A 21,864-nucleotide genomic window follows, 5' to 3' on the forward strand; every position below is an offset into this window, starting at 1 on the left:
ACTTGCAATCGTCCCGCTGCAGACCGCCAAAGTCACCCACCCCGGGCTGGACAACGCGCCTGAGCCAAAGTCAGCTTCACGGCGACGCTGGCGGTTGAGTGTGTCGCCGATGGGTCGCCCACCGATGACGAGGCGCGTCAGCCGACCGGCAACAATCGGCCAGAACCGGTCTCTCGTCAGAGGCAGCTTTCGGGCAAGGTGCCGCGGGCTGCTGCACGGAGTTCGCCTCCGGGACCCCAAGTCCGAAGGCTTTCGCGCCCATTGCCCCCTTCACTAGGCGCTCTTGGTACGGTAGACGATGGGTACGACCTCACCGCAGTAGAAGTGTGRGTCTGACCGCTGCGTCACCTTGGCGCTTGCAGGGTAGGTCACCTGCAGGCCGCCCTCGACCAACCATTCCAGGTCGACCTCTTGATAGTCGCACTCCGCGACAAAGACGCTGCCGCCGCCTCGCGAAGAGCCGACGGCTCGCTCCAAATAGACTTGCATGAAATCCGCGCCAGGTAAGCGGAACGCGACAGCCTTGCCGCGCCCGTCCGGGGCGTCAGCTACGTGACTAGGGGGACGCTCGACCTGTTTTAGACGACGCAGGCGCTTGGGCTTGGGCTGCGGTGAGAGCAACTGCACCTTGAGCGCCTCGAGGACGCTTTGGCGTTTGCTCAACGACGAGCCCGACCAGCGCGCCAGTTCGTCGCCATTGGCGATGACCTCGATCGCCTTGCGCTTGACGACCTCGTCCAAGCAACCATATTCCCACTCAGTCGCGGCAAGCGCCAGCCAGAAGATTGGGCCATCGTCGGTATCGGCAATTGCGTTGGCCCAGTCCCTCTTGAGAACTTCGACCGCCCTGTCGGGAGGCACGCCTCGTCGCAAGAGGTCAAGGAAGTCACGTTTGACGTCGCTTGCGACGTCGTCATTGAAGAGCGCGCTCCCTGAAGTTCCCATGACTCTTCTGTTCCTCGCAGTTCGTATGCACAGGATAGCGGTCTCTTGTCGCGGCGACCAAGGCCCGAGGTGCCGCTGGCGGCCCACAGCTGCCTGGTCTGCGACCGCCGCAATCGGCCAGGAGCCGCCAATCATGAATGGCGGCTTTGCGGGCGCCTATGATCAAGCGCATGCCAAGAAAAGTCGAGATCCTCGCCATACTTGCCGCACCGCTCTTGCTGGGGGCCTGTTCGCTGCAGACCGAAGTGGCGCGCGTCCCGGTCTCGAACAGCGCACTCGTGCTCGTTCTGAAAGAAGACGAAAAACGAATGACGCGCTACGTTCTCGAGCTTCGCGGAGATCCTGTCTCGTCTGAAGGATTTCTCGGACCAGGCGGGGGCGTGATCGGTCGAAATCTCAACGTTTCAACCGAAGGGGTCGCGGTTCGGATCGCTTGGGGCGAGCAGGCTGCGCGACAGTTTGTCGTGATCGACACGACTGCTTGCCGAGTAGCTAAACACTCAAATGCTGGGGCGGCGCCACCTTCGATGCGACGATGCCAATAGACGCACCCTAGTCGGGCGGCATCCATCAAACGTTGGGGGCGCCGCCACTGTCGGAACTGGCTTGGGCGATGCCTATCGGTTCCGATGGACGAACGCCCGATCCCGGCCAGAAGCAGCCGATGGCAAGCGACTGCTATGAGTCAGACTGAGTTTGCATGAACTACCTTGAACCATGGTTCGCTGTGAATGACCCGGGTCTCGCCGACGAGCTTCGGCGCGAGCTGTCGTCAGGCCATGCACTCTCCGGCCTCTCCGTCACCGTCCTCGCGCGGCGGCAGGATCGCGATGACGTGCTGTTTGAAATCGGAGACGGCTCGGGGCGACTTGCTCAAGTGCATCTCTCCTACCAGACGGAATCCGATTCGCGATGGCCGTTGACGACCGTGTTTTCGACTGAGGCAGAGTGGGAGTCCTCAATGGCCGCCGACCATGACGACTTCCTAAGGTGACGCACCGCGAGTGTCTTGGTTCGGCCACAAACTGCCGATCGCCAACGACCGCTGTAGGGTAGGCTGGAGGCATGCCGAGTCCACTGCCCAAAATACTGACTTTCGCTGTTGCGGCTGCCGCTGGTACGTGCACKACTGCCTGCTCTGATCCGGAGGCTCGTGAGACGCCTAACGAAAAGAGAGAGTGGTCTGTACTTCAAGCAGTCGAATACCAGCAGCGTTCGGTTCCTGTGAATGAGCCAAACGTTCAGCGTGTAGGTGAGTTCGAGGTGTTGGGGGTTCGAGGCTTGCAGGGCCAGAATATTTGGGTGCTGCTCAAACCGGCGGCTCCTCCATACTACAAGCAGATGCCGGCAGGCAACTATGACCTGCCAAAGGATCTGGTGGATCGTCTGGTGATACAGCACCGACTCTCRTACACGGTAGAGCAGGTCCTCGCATCGCACGYGGGTGTGAAATGAGTGGGCGTGTCGCAACTGCGCAGCAGCCGTCGGGAGATCGTGCGCTSCCGGCCATTCTGGGCCAAGCGGGTCAAGCCGTCGCGCGCCGCTCACCTCAAACGTTAGGCCTTAACAATGAGCCACTCGCACAGATTTGATGCATCAGCCTRGCYGTTTGCGACGCCCGTAAACACTGCCTCGTTTACGACTATCCATGTCCTTGAAGGATCCCTTCCGGTCCTTGAGGTCTACCACGACCATGATGGGGACTGGCAGTTCATGTGTGGCACGACCAGTGAAAGCGCTGACGCAAAGATCGTCTGCCTCGGCTGCATGGTCGAACGCGATTCATCGCTCATGCAACTCGCCGACCTGCCTGACGGATGGCTAGCCTACCGAAAGTCACCCGCGGATCCTTGGGTACGGGAGGARTATGCAGACAGTGATGCCGAAGATGAGGCCTAACCTGTCGCTCGAGCCGACTCGTGTCGCCAGGCCGCCGCCTGGGGCTCAGGTTCAACGTTGAACGGCTGCTTTCCGGAACCTTGTTCAACCTGAGCCAGCTTCCGCTTTGGGTCGGCCAGCGCCCGTCGGCTCAGCGAGCGGACGGCTGTAGCCGGCCACAAGGCGTCGATCGCGACCCGCCGCTCTCGGGCGAATTCGCGAAGTCAAGCATGCGCTTGGGGTGGGTGTGTCATCGGCAGAAGTGAGGACTCTGATCGGCTGGGGAACGGCACTTCGCCGGATAGACTGCGGTACACAGGAAAGAGGAGTGAGCGTCGATGACGAGGGCGAAGGGCCGGGCACTGCTAGTGTTGTCGCCACAGTTGCTTGGGTCGAGGACACAGGGGGCGGCGCAACGCGGGAAGTCCGGCGAGCGGGTGGCTACCCATGGATGACACCTCGGCGCATCGGGGGCGGTTGTCCAGCCGCCTTCGTGTCTTCTGGCTCTTTCTGAATGGCGCCCTCTTATTTTCCTATGCCGCTTTCATTGCATGGGATCTGACGAAGTCGACCGATCGTGAGCAAGGGGTGGACGAAACGGTTTCGTTGCTGCTTTCAGCCATCCTGCTATGCCCGACTGCGATCTTCCTAGTGATCTTCTTCAGGTGCCCAAGGTTGTTGCGAACGGGCAAATATTTCTTCTTTCAAGTGGCTTCCGTGGCACTGGCCATTGCTTTGGGTCTTGTGCTGATGTTCATGTATCTCAAGCACGTATCAGGATTCAGCGCTTTCTGACCTGCATCAAATCAGGGCGCGCCATCCAAGCACCCTGGTGGGCGGCTCTGGGTCGCCTACAGGCGAACAAGCACCGCGGACGACAGGCAACAGTCGGCCACTTGCAGTCCTTGGCGAGGGGCTGCTTTGAGGTAGTCTGCCAACCCTTCCATCGAGCTGACACTCCCCAGCGGGCCGGGTCATGCAGCTCATGTCAAACGTTGGACAGCATGCGAGCAACCCTGCGAGGAGCCAAACTAGACGACGCTTCTGCCGTGGCCGAAGTCATCACCTCGTCTCGCCGGGCCTTTGTTTCCTATGCGCCCATGGCACACAGTCCGGCTGAGGTTCTGCAATGGGTACGCCAGACCTTGATTCCTTCTCGAGGGACCACGGTCGCATCCGTTTCGGAGAAGGTGGTGGGCGTACTCGCAGTCTCTGAGTCGGACAATATTGGCTGGATTGACCAGCTGTATGTTTCGCTTGGCTTCGTAGGCCGAGGCATCGGCGCAAGCCTCCTCGAGTACGGGCTGGCCTCCCTCCGTCGGCCGGTCAGGCTCTACACGTTCCAGGCCAATGCAGGTGCGCGCCGCTTCTATGAAAGACATGGGTTTCGCGCAGTGCAGTTCACCGATGGCAGTTCCAATGAAGAGCGCTGCCCCGATGTCTTGCTCGAGCTGGCTTGAGGCAACCAAAATGCCACCCGACCCTTCTGTCGAGAGGACCTACCTCGGCGAGGCGGGTCGGGCTTCTCGTGTCAAACGTGAACGGGCGCTTTCCGAAGGGTTGCCCGCTGTGCCAACTTCCGCCTTGGGTCGCCGACTGTCGACCAGACAGACGCTGCTGTGACCGGCAACAATCGGCCAGTTGCTGTCAGTCGCGAACGACTGCTTTCGAGTAGTCTGATAAACATGAAAGTTGTCGAGCCGTCCAAAGCTGACTATCACACCGACGACAGCCGGTGGCACTTGCTGCGTGACGAGGACGGTAGCCTCCACATACTTGTCGCCTGCGAGTCGTCCTTCGTGAGCTATGAGTGCCTCATCAAGCTGAACGACGAGGAGCTTCGCGACTACCACGGACTGGGCTGGCTCTCTATGCAGCACTTGGCGAATCGAATCAGCTACTTTGTCGATGAGTACAAGAGTCGCCGCATAGTTGGTGCCGCACTCGCTTTGGCCATCGAAGCAACCAGATAGTGCGCAACCTGCAACAGAAGCGTTCGGCCACAACCTGTCGCTCGCGACTGTCGGCTCTTGGCCATCTCTTTGGACAACGTGAGAACACCATGGTTTGCAAGACCACGATCGCGTCGGCCGGCAATGTGATGCCTGGAGCGCTTGCCTGCCTCAAGAAGCAAGGCTTCGCCGTATCGATCGATGAAGGCTTGTGGCGGGCCGAGTCGGAGTTTCGAACCTTCTTGGCAGAGGATCCGCCGATCCTCCTAGGACTCGTGATGTTCCACGACATGCGAGGTGACGATTAGCGGCCCTCCAATGCGGAGGTTGATCAGTTCGTCGCCTTGGACCAAAGTCGTGCATAGGCGTCTCGGTGTGGCAGGAGTCGGCCTGGAGCTGTCGGTGGTCAGTGACTGCTTTGGGCACGATGCGTCTCGGTGCCTGATGAAGTTGAGATTGGAACGCCGACGACGTTGGAGGGACAGTGACAGGGGTCGAACCTGTACCTTCTAGAGGATGGTTTTTGCCATGCGTCTACCAAATTCCGCCACGCTGCCCACAGTCAGTGTATCGGCGCTTGAAGGCCGCGCCGGTATGCTGGTGCGACGCTGACAACCACGGGGCGCCCAATGCACGTAGACCTTGTCGCTGAGCCGCAATACGAGTCCCTGATTGATCTGCTTTGCGAGTTGCATGCCTACTACAACCAAGGCGCCGTGGTCGCCCGAGATGTCGTGCGGAAGCATCTGCTTGACAACTTGCTGGGACCGAGGTCGCCACACCGACTGATCGTGGCTACGGCAGACGGCAATCGTGTGCTCGGCCTGGCCGCCATCACACTCGTCTACTCGCTCGTAGACTTTGCGCCGGATATGTGTCGGCACTGTCAGCTGAAGGAGCTGTATGTGAGTGCGGCGCAGAGAAGCCGAGGGGCCGGCAGGGCACTCATGTCATGGGTTTCTCGGTATGCCCGGGACAACGGCTGCAGCCGCATCGACTGGCCGGTGAAGGCGTCCAACATCCGAGGAATGTCCTTCTACGAAGGCCTCGGTGCTGCGCTCGTTTCGGAAAGACTCAGCTATCGACTCTCGGAGCCAAACCTGAGTGCCCTTGCATGCGAAGGGTCCGGGGTGTCCTGTGACGGCGCTGCATAGCGCGATATGACGTTGGCGAGCGTCGGCTTTGCGTCCGCCTGAAGTGGCAACGGGGAGGACTGCTTTGGGTCGATAGCTGCGCTTCGCTGCTCGCGACAGCAGCCATTCGACCAGGTCGGCACCGAAGGTGCGACCCCGTCTGCTCGGCCGTGACTGAGCAGATCCAACGCGGTCCGCGATGAAGGTCTGCTTTGGGTCCAAGCCGTCGTTCGGCCGCCGTCCCTGACCGACCGCAACCAGTCTGAAGCAGTCAGTCGGCCTGGACTACTGCTTTGCAGCGGTTGCCGTCGGTGGATACCGGCGGGCGAACTCACGCTGATTGGCACCAAGCAGTCATCAGACCTCTCCACGGACGCCGGACCGACCGTCTTCTGTGGGCCGCATGCAGCCATAGCACTATCGTCATGTGACGCGCAACACGTCAGGTCACATCTCCCCGCCGAAGACACCGCAGTCACGACCTTCACCAAACTCACCCTCTGGCGATGAAGGGGCCCTCAGACTCTGCTTCAGACCCGCGGAGTGCACTCACCAGTGACCACGATAGGTGCACTTCGTATCGCAGCTTCGGCGCTCGCCCAGCAGGCGGCTGCGCGTTCCTGTGCTGCAGCGCATCCGGTAGACGGGCTGGCTGATGTGGGAGGACTACAGGGCAGACCTGGATGGCATCGGCTATCTCGTGGTCTTGTTTGCAATCTCGTCCAGCATGATCTGGTACAGGATGCGTGCGCTGAGCTGCAGGTCTTCGATCGGGGCGCCCTCGTTCAAGCCGTGGTAATTGATCGGTGGCCCGAACGCCAGGGTGAAGAGCGGGCCGGCCGCGATGAGATTGACCTGCCCTTTTGCATCGGTGCCCCCGCCGATGGCCGCCAACGGCATCGGCGCGCCCACCGCCCGCTCATAGGCGCCGCTGATCCGTTGGAACCGCGGACTCTGCGGGTCGCGCACGTCGGGTGAAGCGGCGTTCACGGTCGCCACCGTGACGGCCTGACCCGGCCGGTCCTGCTGAAAGCGGTTGACCAGTTGTTCGAAGGCATCGGGGAAGACGCTGCTGCCTGGCAACTGCCCCTCGGTCTTGCCGTCCCACGCCACGCCGTGATGGCCGAGGGCATAGCGGATGTCGATTCTGAGGGCCACGTCTTGGGGGCTGGTCGTGACGCGCGTCAGTGCGTAGGTCGTCCCGTTGCCTTGCTCGAAGACCTGATCGTGGCGTTCGAGCAGGTCGGGATGCTTCTCGCCGAAGACCGTCGTGCCCCAACCCCAGGCCATGAACTGCAGCATTCGCCCGACGCCGTTCGGCGCGAGCGTCGCGTCGTCCACCAGGTGGGCGAGGAAGTTCGCGAGCGAGACGACCGGGCTCGCTCCGTTCGCGCGGTTCTCATCCGGCACCGACCCGTGTTGCGCGCCGATGACCTTGGTGGTCAGGACCACCGCCTTTGCGTCGCGCGAAACCTCGAGCGGCGCGCGCCGATACAGCGGATCGTCGAAGCCGTATTGCTGGTAGAGATCGGCGACATTGGCCGCCAGGCGGTCGAGCGCGGCCTCATCGTTGCCGTTGATGCGCGCGGTCACCGTGTCCGGGATCTGATTGGTGGCCCCCGGGGCGCTGTTGAATGCCTCGATGAAGATGCCGTTGCTCGGCGCCGCGCCGAGCGGGACGGTGAAGATCGGCCGCTCGATCCCCTTCTCCGCGCGGACCGTCCAGACCGCATCGAAGACAATGCCGAAATCGGGCACGCCGACCTCCTGGAAGTAGTACGCGGTCGAGAAGTCGGTCTCCTCGGAGGTGTCGAAGATCAGTTCGACCGTCAGCCCGTCGAGTGCGTTGGTTCCGTCGTAACGGTTCGCCAGTGCCCGCATCACGATGAGCGCGAGGACGGCTGGGCCCTTGTCATCCGCCGCCCCTCGGCCCACCAGGAAGGGCTGCGCCGCGCCGCGGTAGTCACGCGCCTCGACCCGCGGCTCGAAAGGTCGCCAATCCGCATTGCCGGGGGGCACGGTGTCCAGGTGCGCCAGGATCGCGACCTTCTTCGGCCCGCTGCCGAGACGGAACCCGAACACCCATTGGGTCTGGGTCGGGCCCGCCCGGCGCCACTCGAACGGCTCGAGCTTCAGGGTGCTCTGCCCCAGGTTGAACTCCTGGGCCAGCCCCATCAGGTAGTCGCGCGAGCGCGCCAGGTTGTCGACCACCAACTGCTCGCTTTGCGGGTCTTCCGTGCGGTACGTCTGCAGCGTGACGAGGTGGCTCGTCTCGGAGACGAATTGCTGCGCCAGCGTCCGCTCCAAGTACGAGCGGGTATCGTCGCCATCCGAACTGCCGCAGCCAGCGAAGAACACCAGGGCAGCGACGGCCAAGCGACCGTGATGCACAAGGTCGCGTTTCATGCAGCTAAGCATAGACATAAGAACCTCCGCCGTGTTCACGTATCGTGCCGATCAAACCCCGACGGCTCAGGGCGGTATGCATCGCCATCGCGATCTCCTCTCGTTGCTGTGGCAAAGGATCGCGGGCAATCCGTGTGCCATGACGGTGGCTGCCACGGCTGAGTCAGCGCGAAGTGGCGCCCGCTTCGCCTCCTCGAGCGATAGCACGGTTCGGTGGCAGGGCTGCTGGCACGCCCAAGCTGCACAGCCGCTCGTATCAAAGGCGTTGTCGTCTCCGGTGCAGGGGCCACCGTTATCAGCTGAATCTGCTATCCCCAAAGGCCGCAGTGCTAGCGCAAATGCACGAGTGTCGAAACCCGGCGCTGCTGACGATCTGACTTGGCACAAGATAAGTTCGGCGGTTTGAGTTGCGGCTGCTCGCGTGACCGGTAGGGCCAAAATTACAGTCACTCGGACTCGAGTCGCGGATGTCTGAGTTCAGTCTGGAGCAGACTTCACACACCCATGCATCCATGCACTGCCCATGCCCTACCTCACCCTAGACCTCAGCGACAACTCCGAAGGCATCGCCACCCTGGAGGCCCTAGCCTCCACCACCGCCGAGCACCACCCCGCCGCACTGGCCGAAGCCCAGCAACTCCTCGACTGGGCCTGGCGCCGCTTCCCGCACACGCACGGCCCGGCGGATGAGGGCATGGACTGGGATCACGACCTGCAGGTGAACGTCGAAGACGGTGGGTGGCATGCGATCACGCTGACCATCACCGGGACGCAGCGCTTCATCGACGAGTTCATCGAGACGTTTGGCGACCCGCGGGACTGACACACGCCGGGTGAGGCCTGCCGCCAGTGGGAACCCACAACCGGGCCACCGCGAGGCGCTCTCCCACCGTCAGCTTGAATGTCCAGCCAAACCGCTCGCAGATCCGATGCGCGATCTGGGTCCCCAGCCCGAAGCCTGCCGTCGATGGCGTGTCAGGAAGCCCGTTCCGCACCTCGATGCTGCACTCGTCGATGACCACTTCAATGCGATCCGGGCCACCGTGGAAGACGGCGTTCTTCAGCATGTTGGCCACGAGCACGTGGACCGTCGTCGCAGGGGCCGAAAGCAACAGGGGATGCCGCTCCACGACCGAGAACGCATGGCTCGGGCTCTCGCCCATGAGATGGCGGATCAAGGATCTCACCCAGGCTTCATCGATCGACAGCGCGTCCGACACCGGCCCGGCCGTGTCGCCGGACAGCTGCAGGAACGTGTCAACCAGCGCGTGCATGTCACGCAGCCCCCGGTGGGCACGCTCGATCGCCGGCCCCTGCTCCGGCCTGCCGTGCGCCTCGATGCGCTCAAGAGCCGCCTGCACGATCGCCGCTGGCGTACGCAGCTCATGGCTCGCGAAGCGGGTGAAACTGCGCTCTCGATCCAGGGCGTCCGCAGTTCTCTGCAGTGCGCTGTTGATCTGGACGACGAGGGCCTCGATCTCGACGGGTGAATTGGCTGGCAGTGCGACCTTCTCCAGGCTTCGGGGATCGCGCGCCGAAACCAGGCGCCCGACCTCCAGCATCGGCGCGGTGACCCGCCCGGTGATCCGCTTGCACAGCCACAGCAGCAGCAGGCCGAACGGAACGATGCCCGTCAGGTACCAGACGAAGACCTGGGATTCGATGGTCTCGGTCGGTTTGACCTCGGCGTGGGACTCGACCACGTAGAAAGCGCGACCGGTCGCGTGGGACTGCGCCAGGACGTAGTAGTCCAGGTCCTGGTTGCCGAGCTCGAGGATGCCGCGCTTGTCCGGCGACAACATCCGCTGCAGCTCGGGCGGGAGCAGCTCATAGCGGGGATAGATGACGGTGACAGGATCGATTCCGAGCGGCTCCTCCAACTTGGCCTGCTTGGCCCAGTAATCGCCGATGTGCTGCAGGCGGCGCTCGGTCTGGAAGTCCGATCCCAGGTGCAGCGCGCCCTTCACGAGAAACGCGTTCACCATGAACGTCAACACGAGGATCAACAACAGCAGATGCCACATCCTCGCGAACAGCGTCTGCGATCGCTCGCGGGTGGGGACGAAGCTTGCCATCAGGGCTCCAGGCAATAGCCTTGCTTGCCTCGCGTCTGGATGACTGCGCGGCCTCCAGCGTTGTGGATCAGGCGGCGAAGCTGGTAGAGATGCGTGCGCAATGCGTCGCTTGCAGGCCGGTCGTCATCGCCCCACAAGGCGCTCTCGAGCTCATCGCGCGAGACGACGCGTGGCGCGTGTCGCATCAGGGTGTGAAGGAGACGCCCCTGGAGCGGCGTCAGCGTGCAGGTCTCGCCCGACGGGATCAGCAGCTTCCATTGCTTGGTGTTCAACGTGAGGCCGGCGCCCTGGACGACGCCGGCACTGTTCGGGACGGTCAGGAACCTTCGAATCGCGGCCCGGACGCGGGCGACCAGCACCTTGGATTCGAAGGGTTTGACGATGTAGTCGTCGGCTCCCCTGTCGAGCCCCTCGACAACCTGGTCCGAGGCGCCTTGGGCGGTGAGCATCAGGATGGGTGAACGAAACCCATCGCTGCGCAGTCGCGTGCAGACGTCGAATCCGCTGATGCGCGGGAGACCCACATCAAGCAGCACCGCATCGAACGGAGGTGATGCGCTCTCCACCAGTCGCAGCGCCTGTGCACCATCGCTTGCGTAGTCCGGATCGAACCCGGACTCTTGCAGCGTCTCCAGGATCGAGGCGGCCAGGTCTCGGTTGTCTTCGACGAGCAAAACACGTTCGCGATGCATCACGGGCCTCATGGATAGACGTCGCCTTCGATTCTGACCGTTGTCAGTTCATTCACTCGAGCCGCCCGCGCAAGGGCGTTCGGGACGCCTGGTGAATTTCACGGTTGCTTCACGCATCGGGTGCCCCAATGCAGCCGGTTCAACCCACCACTGGAATTCCATGATGTCCCACATTCGTCCCGTCGTCAGAGCCGGAGTCCTCGCCCTGGGCCTGCTCACGCTGTTCTCCGCTCAGGCCGACGAGGAACGGCAAGGCTCGCAATGGGGCCTCGGCCTCGTGACCCTGTACGACCGCAAGCCCTATCGAAGTTTCGACAACAAGGCGAAGGTACTGCCCTTCATCTTTTATGACAGCCGCTGGGTCAGCCTGATCGGACCGACCCTCGATCTGAAGCTGCTGTCGACTGACTCCCTGTCGTTCAGCGCAAGGCTGCACTACGCCGGGGACGGATACGAACCCGGCGACTCCCCCTACCTGGCCGGCATGGCCGAGCGCAAGGCGAGCTTCTGGGTCGGCGGCGCGAGCAGCTTGAATACCGACGTTGCCACCCTGTCCGTCGAACTTCTGGGAGACGCCTCCAGCAAAAGCAAAGGGAAACGCGCCAGCCTGAGCATCGAACGTGAGTTCAGGGCCGGAGACTTCGATTTCACGCCGCGCCTCGCACTCCACCGCTTCGACGGCAAGTACGTCGACTACTACTACGGCGTGCGCGCGGACGAATCCACCTCGACGCGCCCGTATTACCCGGGCAAGTCCACCACGAACGTCGAAGCCGGGGTGCGGATCGGCTATTCCCTCGCACCGCGCCACAAGCTTTCGCTCGACCTGAACACGACCCGCCTGGGCGCCGGCATCAAGGACAGCCCCTTGGTGGAGCGTTCCAGGCAAGACGGCGTCCGATTCGGCTACCTGTATCTCTTCTGAGCGATGCAGGCCACCAGCCCTTCAGGTCGCCTGTCGAAGGCGATGGTGCTGCTCATCGCCGCTTTGCTGGCGCTGCGCCTGTTCGCGATGGCCTGGCTGCCGTTGATGGAGACCACCGAGGCGCGCTATGCCGAGATCGGCCGCAAGATGCTCGAGCTCGGCGATTGGATCACGCCGTGGCATGACAACGGCGTGCCGTTCTGGGCCAAGCCGCCGCTGTCGTTCTGGCTCACCGCGGCCAGCATGAAGGTGTTCGGCGTCAACGAGCTCGCGGCCCGGCTGCCCCACTTCCTCTGCATGCTGTTCGTCGCCGCAGCCTGCGGCCGCCTGGCGGCATCACGCCGCGACACCCCACCGCTGGCCACCCTCGGCCTGCTGTGCGGTGCGTCCCTGTTCCTGGTCTCGGCCGGCGCCGTGATGACCGACGAAGCCCTCCTGGTCGGCAACACGCTCGCGCTGTGCGGCCTGTGGCAGGCCTTGCACGGGCCGCGGTATCGCGACGGCGCCATCCTGCTGTTTGCCGGCCTGGCGATCGGACTGCTGGCCAAGGGCCCGCTGGCACTCGTGCTGGCAGGCTTGCCGACGGCAGCCTGGGCTGTGTGGACAGGGCAGGAGCGCCGCCTGCTGAGGGACGTCCCGTGGATTCCGGGGCTGGCAGCGACGACCGCGGCGGCCGCCTGGTGGTACATCGCGGCAGAACTGAAGACGCCCGGCTTCATCGACTACTACCTCGTCGGTGAACATTGGCACCGCTTCCTCACGCCGGGATGGCCCGGCGACCGCTATGGCTTTGCCCATGCCTTTCCTCCGGGCACGATCTGGCTCTTCGCCCTTGTTTCGACCCTGCCCTGGCCGCTGCTGCTGCTGGCCGCTGCATCCACGCCTCGTGTGGCACGGACCGAGCCCGCCAGCCCCGATGTCGACACGCGCTCATGGCAAGCCTACCTCGCGTGCTGGTCACTGGCGCCGCTCGTGTTCTTCACCGCGGCACGCAACATCATCCTGCCGTATGCGCTGCCGGCCCTCCCGGCGATGGCGTTGCTGGCCAGCCATTGGCTGTGGCGTCGCGTCGGCTCGGAACGCATGCACGCCTGGGTTGCCGGGGGACTGGCACTGTCGACCGCCAGTGCGCTGGGACTCCTCCTCCACGCCGAGCATTCGGGCACCTTCGGCAGCGGCTCCGCCAAGGCCATCGTCAGCGCCTGGGAAGCGCAGCGCCATCAGCATGCCGAGCCGCTGGTGTTCGTGACCGAGCGGCTTCACTCGGCTTCGTTCTACAGCGCAGGCCGGGCGGAGTTCGTCACCTCCGCGGCCGAGGCGCTGAAGCGCCTGGCACCGAACGGCGGTTTTGTCGCGCTGCGCGATGACGACACCAACGCCCTTGCAAGCTTCGACTGCGTCACGCAGCGGACCGCCGTCGGCGGCTTCGTCCTGCTTCACCTGTCTCGCCTCTGCGCGCGATGACAGCCACGCTGCCGGGCGATCCCCAGAAAGCACCCATGAGCCGATTGCGCAGAAGCGTCCGGACGCTTGTTCCGATCGCGCTGGTCCTTTCCACGACCGTTGTCGTTGTGATCTGGGCCTCAACAGACGCTGCGCCGAAAATGCAGGCCGCGAAAGCGGCGCCTCGGGCGGCCCTGACGGTGACCGTCACCCTGCCTCGAGCGGACCGGCTGCCCGTCCGTCTCGCCGCGACGGGCGACGTGGTCGCATGGCAAGAGGCGATTGTCGGCGCCGAGGCCAACGGCTTGCGCCTGTCGGGCGTTTTCGCGAATGTCGGGGACCAGGTGCGGCGCGGGGCATTGCTGGCCACCTTCACGCCCGAGACCGCCATCGCCGAACTGGAACAGAGCCGCGCCGCCGTGGCAGAGGCGGCCGCCACGTTTGCAGACGCGTCCGCAAACGCGCAACGAGCGCGGACGCTCGAAGCGACCGGGGCGCTTTCTGCACAACAGGTCCAGCAACGTCTCACGGCCGAGCAGACCTCCAAGGCGAAGATGGACGCCGCGCGGGCCGTCTCCCGGCTGCAGGAGATTCGCCTCGCGCAGACCCGTGTCCACGCCCCTGACGATGGCGTCATCTCGATGCGAAGCGCCACCGTGGGCGCCGTGATGTCCGCCGGCCAGGAGATGTTCAGGATCATCCGCCAGGGCCGGCTCGAGTGGCACGCCGAGATTCCTGCCGCCGATCTCCCGCGCGTGAGACCCGGCCAGAGGGTCATCGTCCAGTCGGAGGGAAACGAGCCCCTTGCAGGCCAGGTGCGGGTGCTCGCGCCGTCGGTGAACACGCAGACCCGAAGCGGCCTGGGGATTGTCGACCTGCCAGTCGATGGCAGCCTCCGCGCCGGCACGTTCGCCCGCGGGGAGATCGAGATCGGGGAAGGGGGGCCGACGCTCACRCTGCCCCAGACGGCCGTCGTGCAGCGGGACGGCTTCGACTACGTCATGCGACTCGGCGCCGAGGGAAGGGTCATGCAGACCAAGGTGACGCTGGGACGTGCTGCAGGCCATCGGGTCGAGATCCTGACCGGGGTCGACTCGAGCAGCCAGGTGGTGGCCACCGGTGCGAGCTTCCTGAGCGACGGGGACTCGGTCCGCGTGGTCGCCGAGTCGCACGCGCCACCGAAGCCGCCGCCGAGCGCAAGTCGCGCAGGCCAGTGAGGGAGGCCATCTTGAATCTCAACGTGTCATCGTGGTCCATCCGGAACCCGATCCCGGGCATGCTTCTGTTCGTCGTGCTGACCTTCCTCGGCATCGTCGGCTTCCGCGCCATGAAGGCCCAGAACTTCCCGGACGTCGAGGTACCGGAGGTCCTGATCTCGGCCTCGCTGCCGGGCGCATCGCCCTCGCAACTCGAGAACGACGTCGCGATCAGGATCGAGAACGCAGTCGCCGCCTTGCAAGGGCTCAAGCACATCAAGACCACGCTGACCGATGGCTCGGTCAACATCACCGTCGAGTTCCAGCTCGAGAAGCCCGTGCAGGAAGCCGTCGACGATGTCCGCGATGCCGTGGCGCGGGTGCGTGCGGATCTGCCCGCGGGGTTGCGCGACCCCACCGTCAGGAAGGCCGAGTTCGCGACATCACCGATCCTCACCTACACGGTCGCCTCCTCGCAGATGGACGAAGAGGCCCTCTCATGGTTCGTGGACGACACCATCGGCAAGACACTTCTTGCCGTGCGGGGTGCAGGCACGGTGTCCAGGGTGGGCGGCGTGAACCGCGAGATCCGGGTCGAGCTCGATCCTGCGAAGCTGATGGCCTTGAAAGTCACGGCGGGCGACATCTCGCGGCAGCTGCGGGCCGTGCAACAGGAGTCAGCGGCGGGCAAGGCCAACCTGGGAGACCGCGAGCAGTCGGTTCGAACCATCGCGACAGCGCTGACGGCACATGACATCGGGGTCATGGACCTGGCGCTCAGCGACGGCCGACGCATCAGGCTCGACCAGGTCGCGAGGGTGCTCGACACCGTCGCGGATCAGCGCTCCGCCGCAATGCTGGACGGACATCCGGTGGTCGGCTTCGAGGTCACGCGAGCCCGCGGCGCCGGAGAACTGGAAGTCGCTTCCGCAGTGCGCGATGCCCTGGCGAAACTTCGCACGGCGAATCCCGGCATCGAGCTGCGCGAGGTGATCGACTACGTCCAGCCCGTGAAGGAGAACTACGACGGATCGATGCAACTCCTCTGCGAGGGCGCGGCCCTCGCAGTGATCGTCGTGCTGCTGTTCCTGCGCGACTGGCGCGCGACCGCCGTGTCAGCCCTTGCAGTGCCACTCTCCGTCATCCCGACGTTCGCGGTCATGCACCTGTTGGGCTTCAGCCTCAACCTCGTGACCTTGCTGTCGCTCTCGTTGATCGTCGGCATCCTGGTCGACGATGCCATCGTCGAGATCGAGAACATCACACGCCACCTTCGCATGGGAAAGACACCCCATGCGGCCGCGATGGAGGCCGCGGACGAGATCGGCCTGGCGGTGATCGCGACGTCTTTCACGCTCATTGCCGTCTTCTTGCCGACAGCGTTCATGCAGGGTGCCGCGGGGCGATTGTTCGTTCAGTTCGGGTGGACCGCTGCCATCGCGGTCTTCTTCTCGCTCGTCGTCGCTCGTGTGCTCACGCCGATGATGGCGGCGAATTGCCTGATCCCGGCGAAGAAAGGCGTCCCACCGTCACAGCCCCGATGGATCGGCCTCTACGTCAGGTGGGCAGTGGCCTGCCTGAGGCACCGGTGGCTCACCTTGGGAGCCGCGTTCGCGTTCTTCGCCCTCGGGCTGCTGCTGGCGACCAGGGTGCCGGGCGAGTTCCTGCCATCGGACGATGTGGCACAGACCCAGGTCACCCTCAGCTTGCCGCCGGGAAGCACGTTGACGGACACGCTCGCCGCCGCTGAAGCAGCACGCCACATCGTCAGCACGAACGAGCACGTCAAGACTGTCTACACCGCGATCGGTGGTGGCATCACCGAGACGGGCCCAGGTGCATCGGGTGCGGCGCCGGTGGCCATGCAGACGGCCGTGATGACCATCAACCTGTCCCATCGTGACGACAGGCCGGGCCTCAGCAGGCAGCGAATCGAAGGACAACTGCGCGACGCATTGGAGCTCCTGCCAGGGGTCCGGGTCCAGGTCAGCCGGGGTGGCTCGGACGAGGGCTACGTCGTCGTGCTGACAGGGCCCGACAGCCGCGTGCTGACCGATCATGCCGCGCTCGTTGAACGAGAGCTTCGAACCCTGCCTGGCGTCGGTGCCGTCACGTCGAGCGCGGGACTGCTCCAGCCCGAACTCATCGTCCGGCCCGACTTCGCCCGGGCGGCAGACCTGGGTGTGACCTCCGCGGCCATCTCGGACGCACTGCGCATCGCGACTTCAGGTGATTTCGATCAGGAGTTGGCGAAGCTCAACCTCAGCAAGCGGCAGGTTCCGATCGTCGTCAGGATGGCGAACGCCGGTCGCCAGGACATCGATGCGCTCCGGCAACTGCCCGTCCCCGGCGCACGCGGGCACGTTCCACTCGCCAGCGTCGCGTCACTCGCGGCCGGCAGCGGTCCCGCCCAGATCACCCGCCATGACCGCGCCCGCAACATCGACCTCACGGTGGAATCGAACGGCACGCCGATCGGTGAGATGGAAGAAGCGGCACTCTCCCTGCCCAGCCTGCAGCAGCTTCCACCCGGGGTGAGTCAAGGCGCCTCCGGCGAAGCGGAGGCGATGGACGAACTCTCGCAGGGCTTCGGCACAGCCATGGTGACGGGGGTGCTGTGCATCTACGTCGTCCTGGTCCTGCTTCTCAAGGACTTCGTGCAACCCATGACCATCCTGGTGGCACTGGTCCTCTCGATCCCGGGCGCGTTCGTTGCGCTCTATCTCGCCGGGGCGACGATGTCGGTGCCGTCCATGATCGGTCTGATCATGCTGATGGGCATTTCGACGAAGAACTCCATCCTGATCGTCGACTATGCCGTCATGGCCCGTTTGCAGGGTGGGCTGACGCGTGACAGGGCCATCGTGGATGCCTGTCGCAAACGCGCGCGCCCGGTGGTCATGACCACCATGGCCATGGGCGTCGGGATGCTGCCCGTGGCCCTCGGTTGGGGAGGCGATCCCAGTTTCCGGTCCCCCATGGCGGTGGTCGTGATCGGTGGACTGATTTCCTCGACGGTTCTCAGCTTGTTCGTGATCCCCGTCGTGTACACGTGCCTGGATGACCTCGTCGCGTGGCTGCGCACCCGGCACCGTGGGTCGGGCCGCAGAGGCGGTGGTCAACCGCTCCCGGTGCCCGAGTTCGGCGTGATGCCGCCGCGGCGTCGCAGCCCACCGGTGCAACAGGGCTGACGGCCCCGGGTGGCACGCAGGTCGTCATCAGCCTTGCTGATGAACTGCCGCCCCGCCCGGACTAGGATCCGTCCCACGGTCAGGTGCGATTCCTTTCGTTCAGGTTTCAGTGCACAGTTTCGAGCGTCTGATTCGCGCCAGCCTCTGCTGGCGAGAAGGCAGGGCTTGGAGGTGCGCGATGTCTGAGAGCGGTATGAATCAGGCGGCCGACGTGTGGTGGGCCCGCGCACTTGTCGAATTCGTGCCCCGCGCCAATCGCTATCTGCGCGCGCGCTTCCCGGCCATCCGCCATCAGCACGACGATCTGGTCGGCGAGACGCTCGTCGACCTCACCGAATCGCTGCAGCGCCGCGCCGGCGGCCTGCCCGGGTCCTGGTATGCCCACGACGATCCACCGCAGCCCGACGTGGATCGCTTCGGCAAGCTGGCCTTCACCGTGCTGCAGCGCCGGGTGGTCGACCAGTTCCGCACGTCTGCGAACCGCTTCAGCGAGGACATCGACTCGCTGTCCGAGTCGCAGGCGCCCGAATCGCCGGACACGCCGATCGATCGCCTGGTGGATCTGAAGCGAACCGCCAGCGCACTCTTCGCGACGCTCGAAACCCTGCCCGCCGACGACAGGGCACTGCTGCAGGACGTCGCGTTCGGCGGCAACGAGATGCCGATGAGCGACAGGGATCGGCAGCGCCTTCGCCGCCTGCGGGTCGAGTTGATCGACCGGCTGCGCAGCCGGCTGGGCCCGGCGGCCCTGGATTGCATCCGCCGCTTCTGAGTCGTATCGCCAAGGGGAGACAACCATGAAGACACCTGTGGTCCAGATCGTCCACTACTCCGACCTGCACATCATCGGGCCGGATTTCCGCAAGCAGCGCCAGGCGTTCAAGACCGTTGCGAAGCGCCTGCTGCCTGCCAGCCTGCAGCAAGGCGTCGCTGGGGCGAGCATCGGTGCCCTGGGAGCGTTTGCCGATTTCCTGCGCGTGAGGAAATCTGACACCGGGTGGCAGGACAAGCCAATCTGGCTCATCGACACCGGAGACGGCACCACATTCGGCGATTCAGCCTCGCTGAAATTGTGGCTGCAGCACTGGTCCCCGAAATTCCTTGCCGCCGCAGGACCCCACGCGAAGCAACTTGTCTTGTACGGCAACCACGATGCGTGGCCCGAGACCTTCCCCTTGCTCGCACCGCGCAACATGGGCCATCAGCGCACCAAGCTGCGCAACATGTGGTTCACGGATTCATGGCCGAAGGCGCCGTTCACTGCACCGCTGTCGCCTGGCCACGGTTCGCAAGTCCAGCTGTTTGCCCTCAACAGTGTCGATCACGACCTGCTTCCCAACACGAAGGCCTGCGGTCGAGTGCTGCCAGATCGTGCAGGCCTGACGCACGCGCAAACAGGGCCGACGGCAGCCGACGATCTGCACAGGGCGGTGGTGGCCGCAGGCAAGGCGTCCGCCGGACCGCACTTCCGGATTCTCGCGATGCACTACCCGGTGGCTGAGGCGGCACAGACCGGCAATCGCGTCTTCGAGATCCTGTCGAACCGCGACACCTTCGCGCGCGAACTGGTCACCCCGTCCTACGCCGAGAAGCCATTGGTTCATCTGCTGCTGGGCGGTCACACGCATCGGGCGTATCCATCGATCGGGCTGATGCCGAATGCGTTGTCGTCGGCGTCGCAGTCGCCCTTGCACCATGGCTTCGCGCAGTCGGTCACCCCTTCGCTGAGCCAGAAGCTGGTCAGCGGCGCGGGCGGCACGAGCAGCTACTACCCCGACGAGTGCGCCCGTTGCTTCCCCTACCAATGCACGCTGCTCCGCGTCTTTGCGGAAACGACTCCCGCAGGCACGGAGGTGACCGTGGAACGAACGATGGTCGGCCGGCCGGCAGGAGGAGCCTTCGGATTCCTGCCGATCGGCGAAGGCTCCAGCCAGATGCATGAGGAGATGATCCTGGCACTGTCCTAGCGACTGTTCATCCAGGGCCCACCCTCGTGGAGGATTCCCTTCGGGGCGGCTCCCAGTTTCTGGCTCGGTCCAGGCTGCGCACGCCGCGCGAGCAGGGCCTTGTCGATGCACAGGCCCAATGGCAGCTTGATCAGATCGCCCTGGGTGGCATCGCTCAACTGGGCCAGTACCGCACGAAGAATCTTGTCGGCATCGGTCCGTTGCAAGCCAAAAGGCTCGAGTGTCATGTCGATCTCTTCCCACTTGGCGCCCGTATCGCCGCTGGCGGAAATCTCCAGGTCTTCGCGTTGAACAGCATCGCCCTTGGCATTGCGGCGCATGTGGCGCAGCAGCACATCCCACAGGCCGATGGCGAACTCGCGGGCAAGCTCCTCACCGAGTTCCTTGTCCTCATCGAGACCGCGCGCAACGTCGTCTGCGACGAAACCCTTGAGCGCATTGAGAAGTTCTTCGTCCGACGGGGATTCCGGACGAAGGTGATCTTCGGACACGAATTTCTGCAGTCCCCGCAACTGCGTGTGAAGCAGTTCCGTCGCCGCCCCCGAGGTCACTGTGCGCAGCGCCTCCTGGACAACGGGTTCCGCAACTTGCGCGGTTCGCCGGTACAGGTCGTCGTACAGAGGCAAATCTTTCCGGGCGGCTCGAACGTCATGTATCAGCGGTTGCATGGCAGTTTCCCTGAACGGTTGATGGGTGGGTCCACGCCTTGAATGTCGGTCAGGGCAGGCCCACGTGACGCCCACTTGTAACCGAGCGTGTCACGCAGCGGTGAGTTCAACCACGCCGTCAACGGGGTTCCCGTTTCACGGTTCGAGGGAGCCGGTTGTCCGGCGGCACCCACGAGGTTCGGGTGCGTACCCCGATGTCGCGCGACTTCGGATGTCGTGACAAGTTAGGGGGGTGGAAGCTCAAGTTTCGGTTTTCCATCGCCGTCCACGGCCGTCGCGGTGGATCCGAATGTCAGTCGGCGCCATTCCCAGCCTCCCTGGATTGATTGAAAGTTGCTACTCAAGAACTGGCTGGTCGCCGACTTGCCACCGAGCTGGCCATGTTCCGTGTGGTCGTGCGGCTCAGCCTGGGATCGCGGGTGCACCTCGCCCAATTGATCGACGACAGGCTGGTGGGATTGCAGGCTCCCAGCGCCGAGTTCACGGAATGGCTCCAGGGCCTGGCCGATCAGCGGACGGCCCCCACGAGCACCCCCGGCTCCAGCCAGCAGGTGGTGCTGGCCTTCCTCTTGCGTTCCTGGCTCGCGCACAGCGGCCCGCTGAGCACCACGGCCATCCAGTCCGCCGTGGGTGCCAGCTGCCGGCGGAGCTGATCCAGGCCAATCGCGTCGACGAAGTGCTGGCTGCGATCAATCAATTGCGCGACGGGATCTATCTCTGACCTGATTCTCGCGATCCGCGCGCTCTCATGCTCCGTGATCCCGACTTGCTCGATCGCCTGGCCGGCTTTCCAACGCGGTCGTTCAATGGCGAGGTCTATCGAGCGACCCGACAGAACCTGGACCCGCTTGCGCCCTCGACAAGCGGGGGCAGATGGATGCCCGCCGGCGGTGCAGTGCAGTTCCTCGAATGCGACGGCCTCATTGCACCGTCTGCGCGCTGGGACTGCGAGAACTTGATGCTGTTCCCCGACAACTTCGAATCGGCGGCGGCGCTCGAACTGGTCAGCAGCGAACCTGTTGATTGGCTTCGTTGGGCTGAAGACAACGGGCGCCTCCATGACGAGTGAACCGTGCAGCTCCTTGCAAGCACCCCGACCCTGTGGCCAACTTCGCTGCCCTGAGTCGCCGTCCTGGGGGAACCGCATGAACCTGCTTCGCACCCATGGGGGCCGTGTCGCCTTGCTGACCGGCCTGTTGCTCGCTCCACTGCTCGCGCTGTCGGCCTGCAACCGCAGCGAGCCCGCCGCCCCCTCCCCGGGCGGTACCACCAGCACACCAACATCGTCTGTCACGCCACCCCCGGGCAACGCCGCAGCCTCCGCCACCGGCGGCGGCCCGGCCGGCGGCACCGCCATCGGCGGCATGGAAGCCCACCCCGCCGAGGCCAAGCC

21 protein-coding genes, 1 tRNA gene and 1 pseudogene are annotated in these 21,864 nt (G+C 64.3%); 17 read left to right on the plus strand and 6 right to left on the minus strand.

Annotation, left to right across the window (positions count from 1 at the left end; all coding sequences use genetic code 11):
- Positions 1-273 precede the first annotated feature (273 nt).
- Positions 274-945 carry a hypothetical protein gene (locus tag AC1D01_RS01620; protein WP_477864373.1) on the minus strand — a complete coding sequence of 224 codons (672 nt, stop codon included), beginning with the start codon at positions 943-945 and terminating at the stop codon, positions 274-276.
- Positions 946-1,103: 158 nt separating this feature from the next.
- Between AC1D01_RS01620 and AC1D01_RS01625 the strand changes: the two genes are divergently transcribed.
- The 6 genes from AC1D01_RS01625 to AC1D01_RS01650 all read left to right on the plus strand — a co-directional run bounded on the left by AC1D01_RS01625 (position 1,104) and on the right by AC1D01_RS01650 (position 5,083).
- Positions 1,104-1,490, plus strand: coding sequence for a hypothetical protein (locus tag AC1D01_RS01625; protein ID WP_477864374.1), 387 nt, complete (start codon positions 1,104-1,106; stop codon positions 1,488-1,490).
- Positions 1,491-1,645: 155 nt separating this feature from the next.
- The gene (locus tag AC1D01_RS01630; RefSeq protein ID WP_477864375.1) at positions 1,646-1,939 is read left to right on the plus strand and encodes a hypothetical protein; all 294 of its coding nucleotides are present in this window, start codon (positions 1,646-1,648) and stop codon (positions 1,937-1,939) included.
- 1,331 nt (positions 1,940-3,270) lie between these two features.
- The gene (locus AC1D01_RS01635; protein ID WP_477864376.1) at positions 3,271-3,618 is read left to right on the plus strand and encodes a hypothetical protein; all 348 of its coding nucleotides are present in this window, start codon (positions 3,271-3,273) and stop codon (positions 3,616-3,618) included.
- Positions 3,619-3,872: 254 nt separating this feature from the next.
- Positions 3,873-4,283: a GNAT family N-acetyltransferase gene (locus AC1D01_RS01640; protein WP_477864377.1), complete on the plus strand. Its 411-nt coding sequence runs from the start codon at positions 3,873-3,875 to the stop codon at positions 4,281-4,283.
- Positions 4,284-4,508: 225 nt separating this feature from the next.
- Positions 4,509-4,796 (plus strand): hypothetical protein, encoded by a 288-nt coding sequence (locus AC1D01_RS01645; RefSeq protein ID WP_477864378.1) that lies wholly within the window; start codon positions 4,509-4,511, stop codon positions 4,794-4,796.
- On the plus strand, positions 4,796-5,083 hold the full coding sequence (locus AC1D01_RS01650; RefSeq protein WP_477864379.1) for a hypothetical protein: 288 nt from the start codon (positions 4,796-4,798) through the stop codon (positions 5,081-5,083). The genes AC1D01_RS01645 and AC1D01_RS01650 overlap by 1 nt, the downstream gene beginning before the upstream one ends.
- A 170-nt stretch (positions 5,084-5,253) precedes the next feature.
- On the opposite strand, the gene AC1D01_RS01655 is transcribed toward AC1D01_RS01650, so the two are convergent.
- Positions 5,254-5,333 (minus strand) — tRNA-OTHER (locus AC1D01_RS01655).
- Positions 5,334-5,404: 71 nt separating this feature from the next.
- On the opposite strand from AC1D01_RS01655, the gene AC1D01_RS01660 reads away from it, so the two are divergent.
- Positions 5,405-5,929 carry a GNAT family N-acetyltransferase gene (locus AC1D01_RS01660; protein ID WP_477864380.1) on the plus strand — a complete coding sequence of 175 codons (525 nt, stop codon included), beginning with the start codon at positions 5,405-5,407 and terminating at the stop codon, positions 5,927-5,929.
- Between the two features lie 672 nt (positions 5,930-6,601).
- Here AC1D01_RS01660 and AC1D01_RS01665 read toward each other — a convergent pair.
- Positions 6,602-8,314, minus strand: coding sequence for a M20/M25/M40 family metallo-hydrolase (locus AC1D01_RS01665; protein WP_477864381.1), 1,713 nt, complete (start codon positions 8,312-8,314; stop codon positions 6,602-6,604).
- Between the two features lie 523 nt (positions 8,315-8,837).
- On the opposite strand from AC1D01_RS01665, the gene AC1D01_RS01670 reads away from it, so the two are divergent.
- The gene (locus tag AC1D01_RS01670; protein WP_477864382.1) at positions 8,838-9,137 is read left to right on the plus strand and encodes a hypothetical protein; all 300 of its coding nucleotides are present in this window, start codon (positions 8,838-8,840) and stop codon (positions 9,135-9,137) included.
- On the opposite strand, the gene AC1D01_RS01675 is transcribed toward AC1D01_RS01670, so the two are convergent.
- Together AC1D01_RS01675 and AC1D01_RS01680 are read right to left on the minus strand one after the other, a co-directional pair.
- The gene (locus tag AC1D01_RS01675) at positions 9,106-10,389 is read right to left on the minus strand and encodes a sensor histidine kinase (RefSeq protein ID WP_477864383.1); all 1,284 of its coding nucleotides are present in this window, start codon (positions 10,387-10,389) and stop codon (positions 9,106-9,108) included. The two genes, AC1D01_RS01670 and AC1D01_RS01675, sit on opposite strands and share 32 nt — an antisense overlap.
- A complete protein-coding gene (locus AC1D01_RS01680; RefSeq protein WP_477864384.1) occupies positions 10,389-11,081 on the minus strand; it encodes a response regulator transcription factor in 693 nt (230 codons plus the stop codon). Before AC1D01_RS01680 ends, AC1D01_RS01675 begins: the two co-directional genes overlap by 1 nt.
- A gap of 163 nt (positions 11,082-11,244) precedes the next feature.
- Between AC1D01_RS01680 and AC1D01_RS01685 the strand changes: the two genes are divergently transcribed.
- The 6 genes from AC1D01_RS01685 (at position 11,245) to AC1D01_RS01710 (ending at position 19,803) form a co-directional block, all read left to right on the plus strand.
- Positions 11,245-12,006: a MipA/OmpV family protein gene (locus tag AC1D01_RS01685; protein ID WP_477864385.1), complete on the plus strand. Its 762-nt coding sequence runs from the start codon at positions 11,245-11,247 to the stop codon at positions 12,004-12,006.
- 45 nt (positions 12,007-12,051) lie between these two features.
- Positions 12,052-13,470: an ArnT family glycosyltransferase gene (locus tag AC1D01_RS01690; protein ID WP_477864386.1), complete on the plus strand. Its 1,419-nt coding sequence runs from the start codon at positions 12,052-12,054 to the stop codon at positions 13,468-13,470.
- A gap of 35 nt (positions 13,471-13,505) precedes the next feature.
- A complete protein-coding gene (locus tag AC1D01_RS01695; RefSeq protein ID WP_477864387.1) occupies positions 13,506-14,666 on the plus strand; it encodes an efflux RND transporter periplasmic adaptor subunit in 1,161 nt (386 codons plus the stop codon).
- A gap of 59 nt (positions 14,667-14,725) precedes the next feature.
- Positions 14,726-17,836, plus strand: a complete 3,111-nt coding sequence (locus AC1D01_RS01700) for an efflux RND transporter permease subunit (protein WP_477864393.1) — start codon at positions 14,726-14,728, stop codon at positions 17,834-17,836.
- A 193-nt stretch (positions 17,837-18,029) separates the two neighbouring features.
- Positions 18,030-18,608, plus strand: a complete 579-nt coding sequence (locus tag AC1D01_RS01705; protein WP_477864388.1) for a sigma-70 family RNA polymerase sigma factor — start codon at positions 18,030-18,032, stop codon at positions 18,606-18,608.
- A gap of 25 nt (positions 18,609-18,633) precedes the next feature.
- Positions 18,634-19,803, plus strand: a complete 1,170-nt coding sequence (locus AC1D01_RS01710) for a metallophosphoesterase (RefSeq protein WP_477864389.1) — start codon at positions 18,634-18,636, stop codon at positions 19,801-19,803.
- Here AC1D01_RS01710 and AC1D01_RS01715 read toward each other — a convergent pair.
- Positions 19,800-20,471: a hypothetical protein gene (locus tag AC1D01_RS01715; protein WP_477864390.1), complete on the minus strand. Its 672-nt coding sequence runs from the start codon at positions 20,469-20,471 to the stop codon at positions 19,800-19,802. The two genes, AC1D01_RS01710 and AC1D01_RS01715, sit on opposite strands and share 4 nt — an antisense overlap.
- A 380-nt stretch (positions 20,472-20,851) precedes the next feature.
- On the opposite strand from AC1D01_RS01715, the gene AC1D01_RS01720 reads away from it, so the two are divergent.
- The 3 genes and pseudogenes from AC1D01_RS01720 to AC1D01_RS01730 all read left to right on the plus strand — a co-directional run.
- Positions 20,852-21,124, plus strand: coding sequence for a hypothetical protein (locus AC1D01_RS01720; RefSeq protein ID WP_477864391.1), 273 nt, complete (start codon positions 20,852-20,854; stop codon positions 21,122-21,124).
- A gap of 95 nt (positions 21,125-21,219) precedes the next feature.
- Positions 21,220-21,540 carry a type 1 periplasmic-binding domain-containing protein gene (locus AC1D01_RS01725; protein ID WP_477864392.1) on the plus strand — a complete coding sequence of 107 codons (321 nt, stop codon included), beginning with the start codon at positions 21,220-21,222 and terminating at the stop codon, positions 21,538-21,540.
- Positions 21,541-21,616: 76 nt separating this feature from the next.
- A pseudogene (locus AC1D01_RS01730) lies at positions 21,617-21,864 on the plus strand (hypothetical protein); the annotation flags it as partial.

The organism is Rhizobacter sp. P3_B12, from assembly GCF_056402895.1.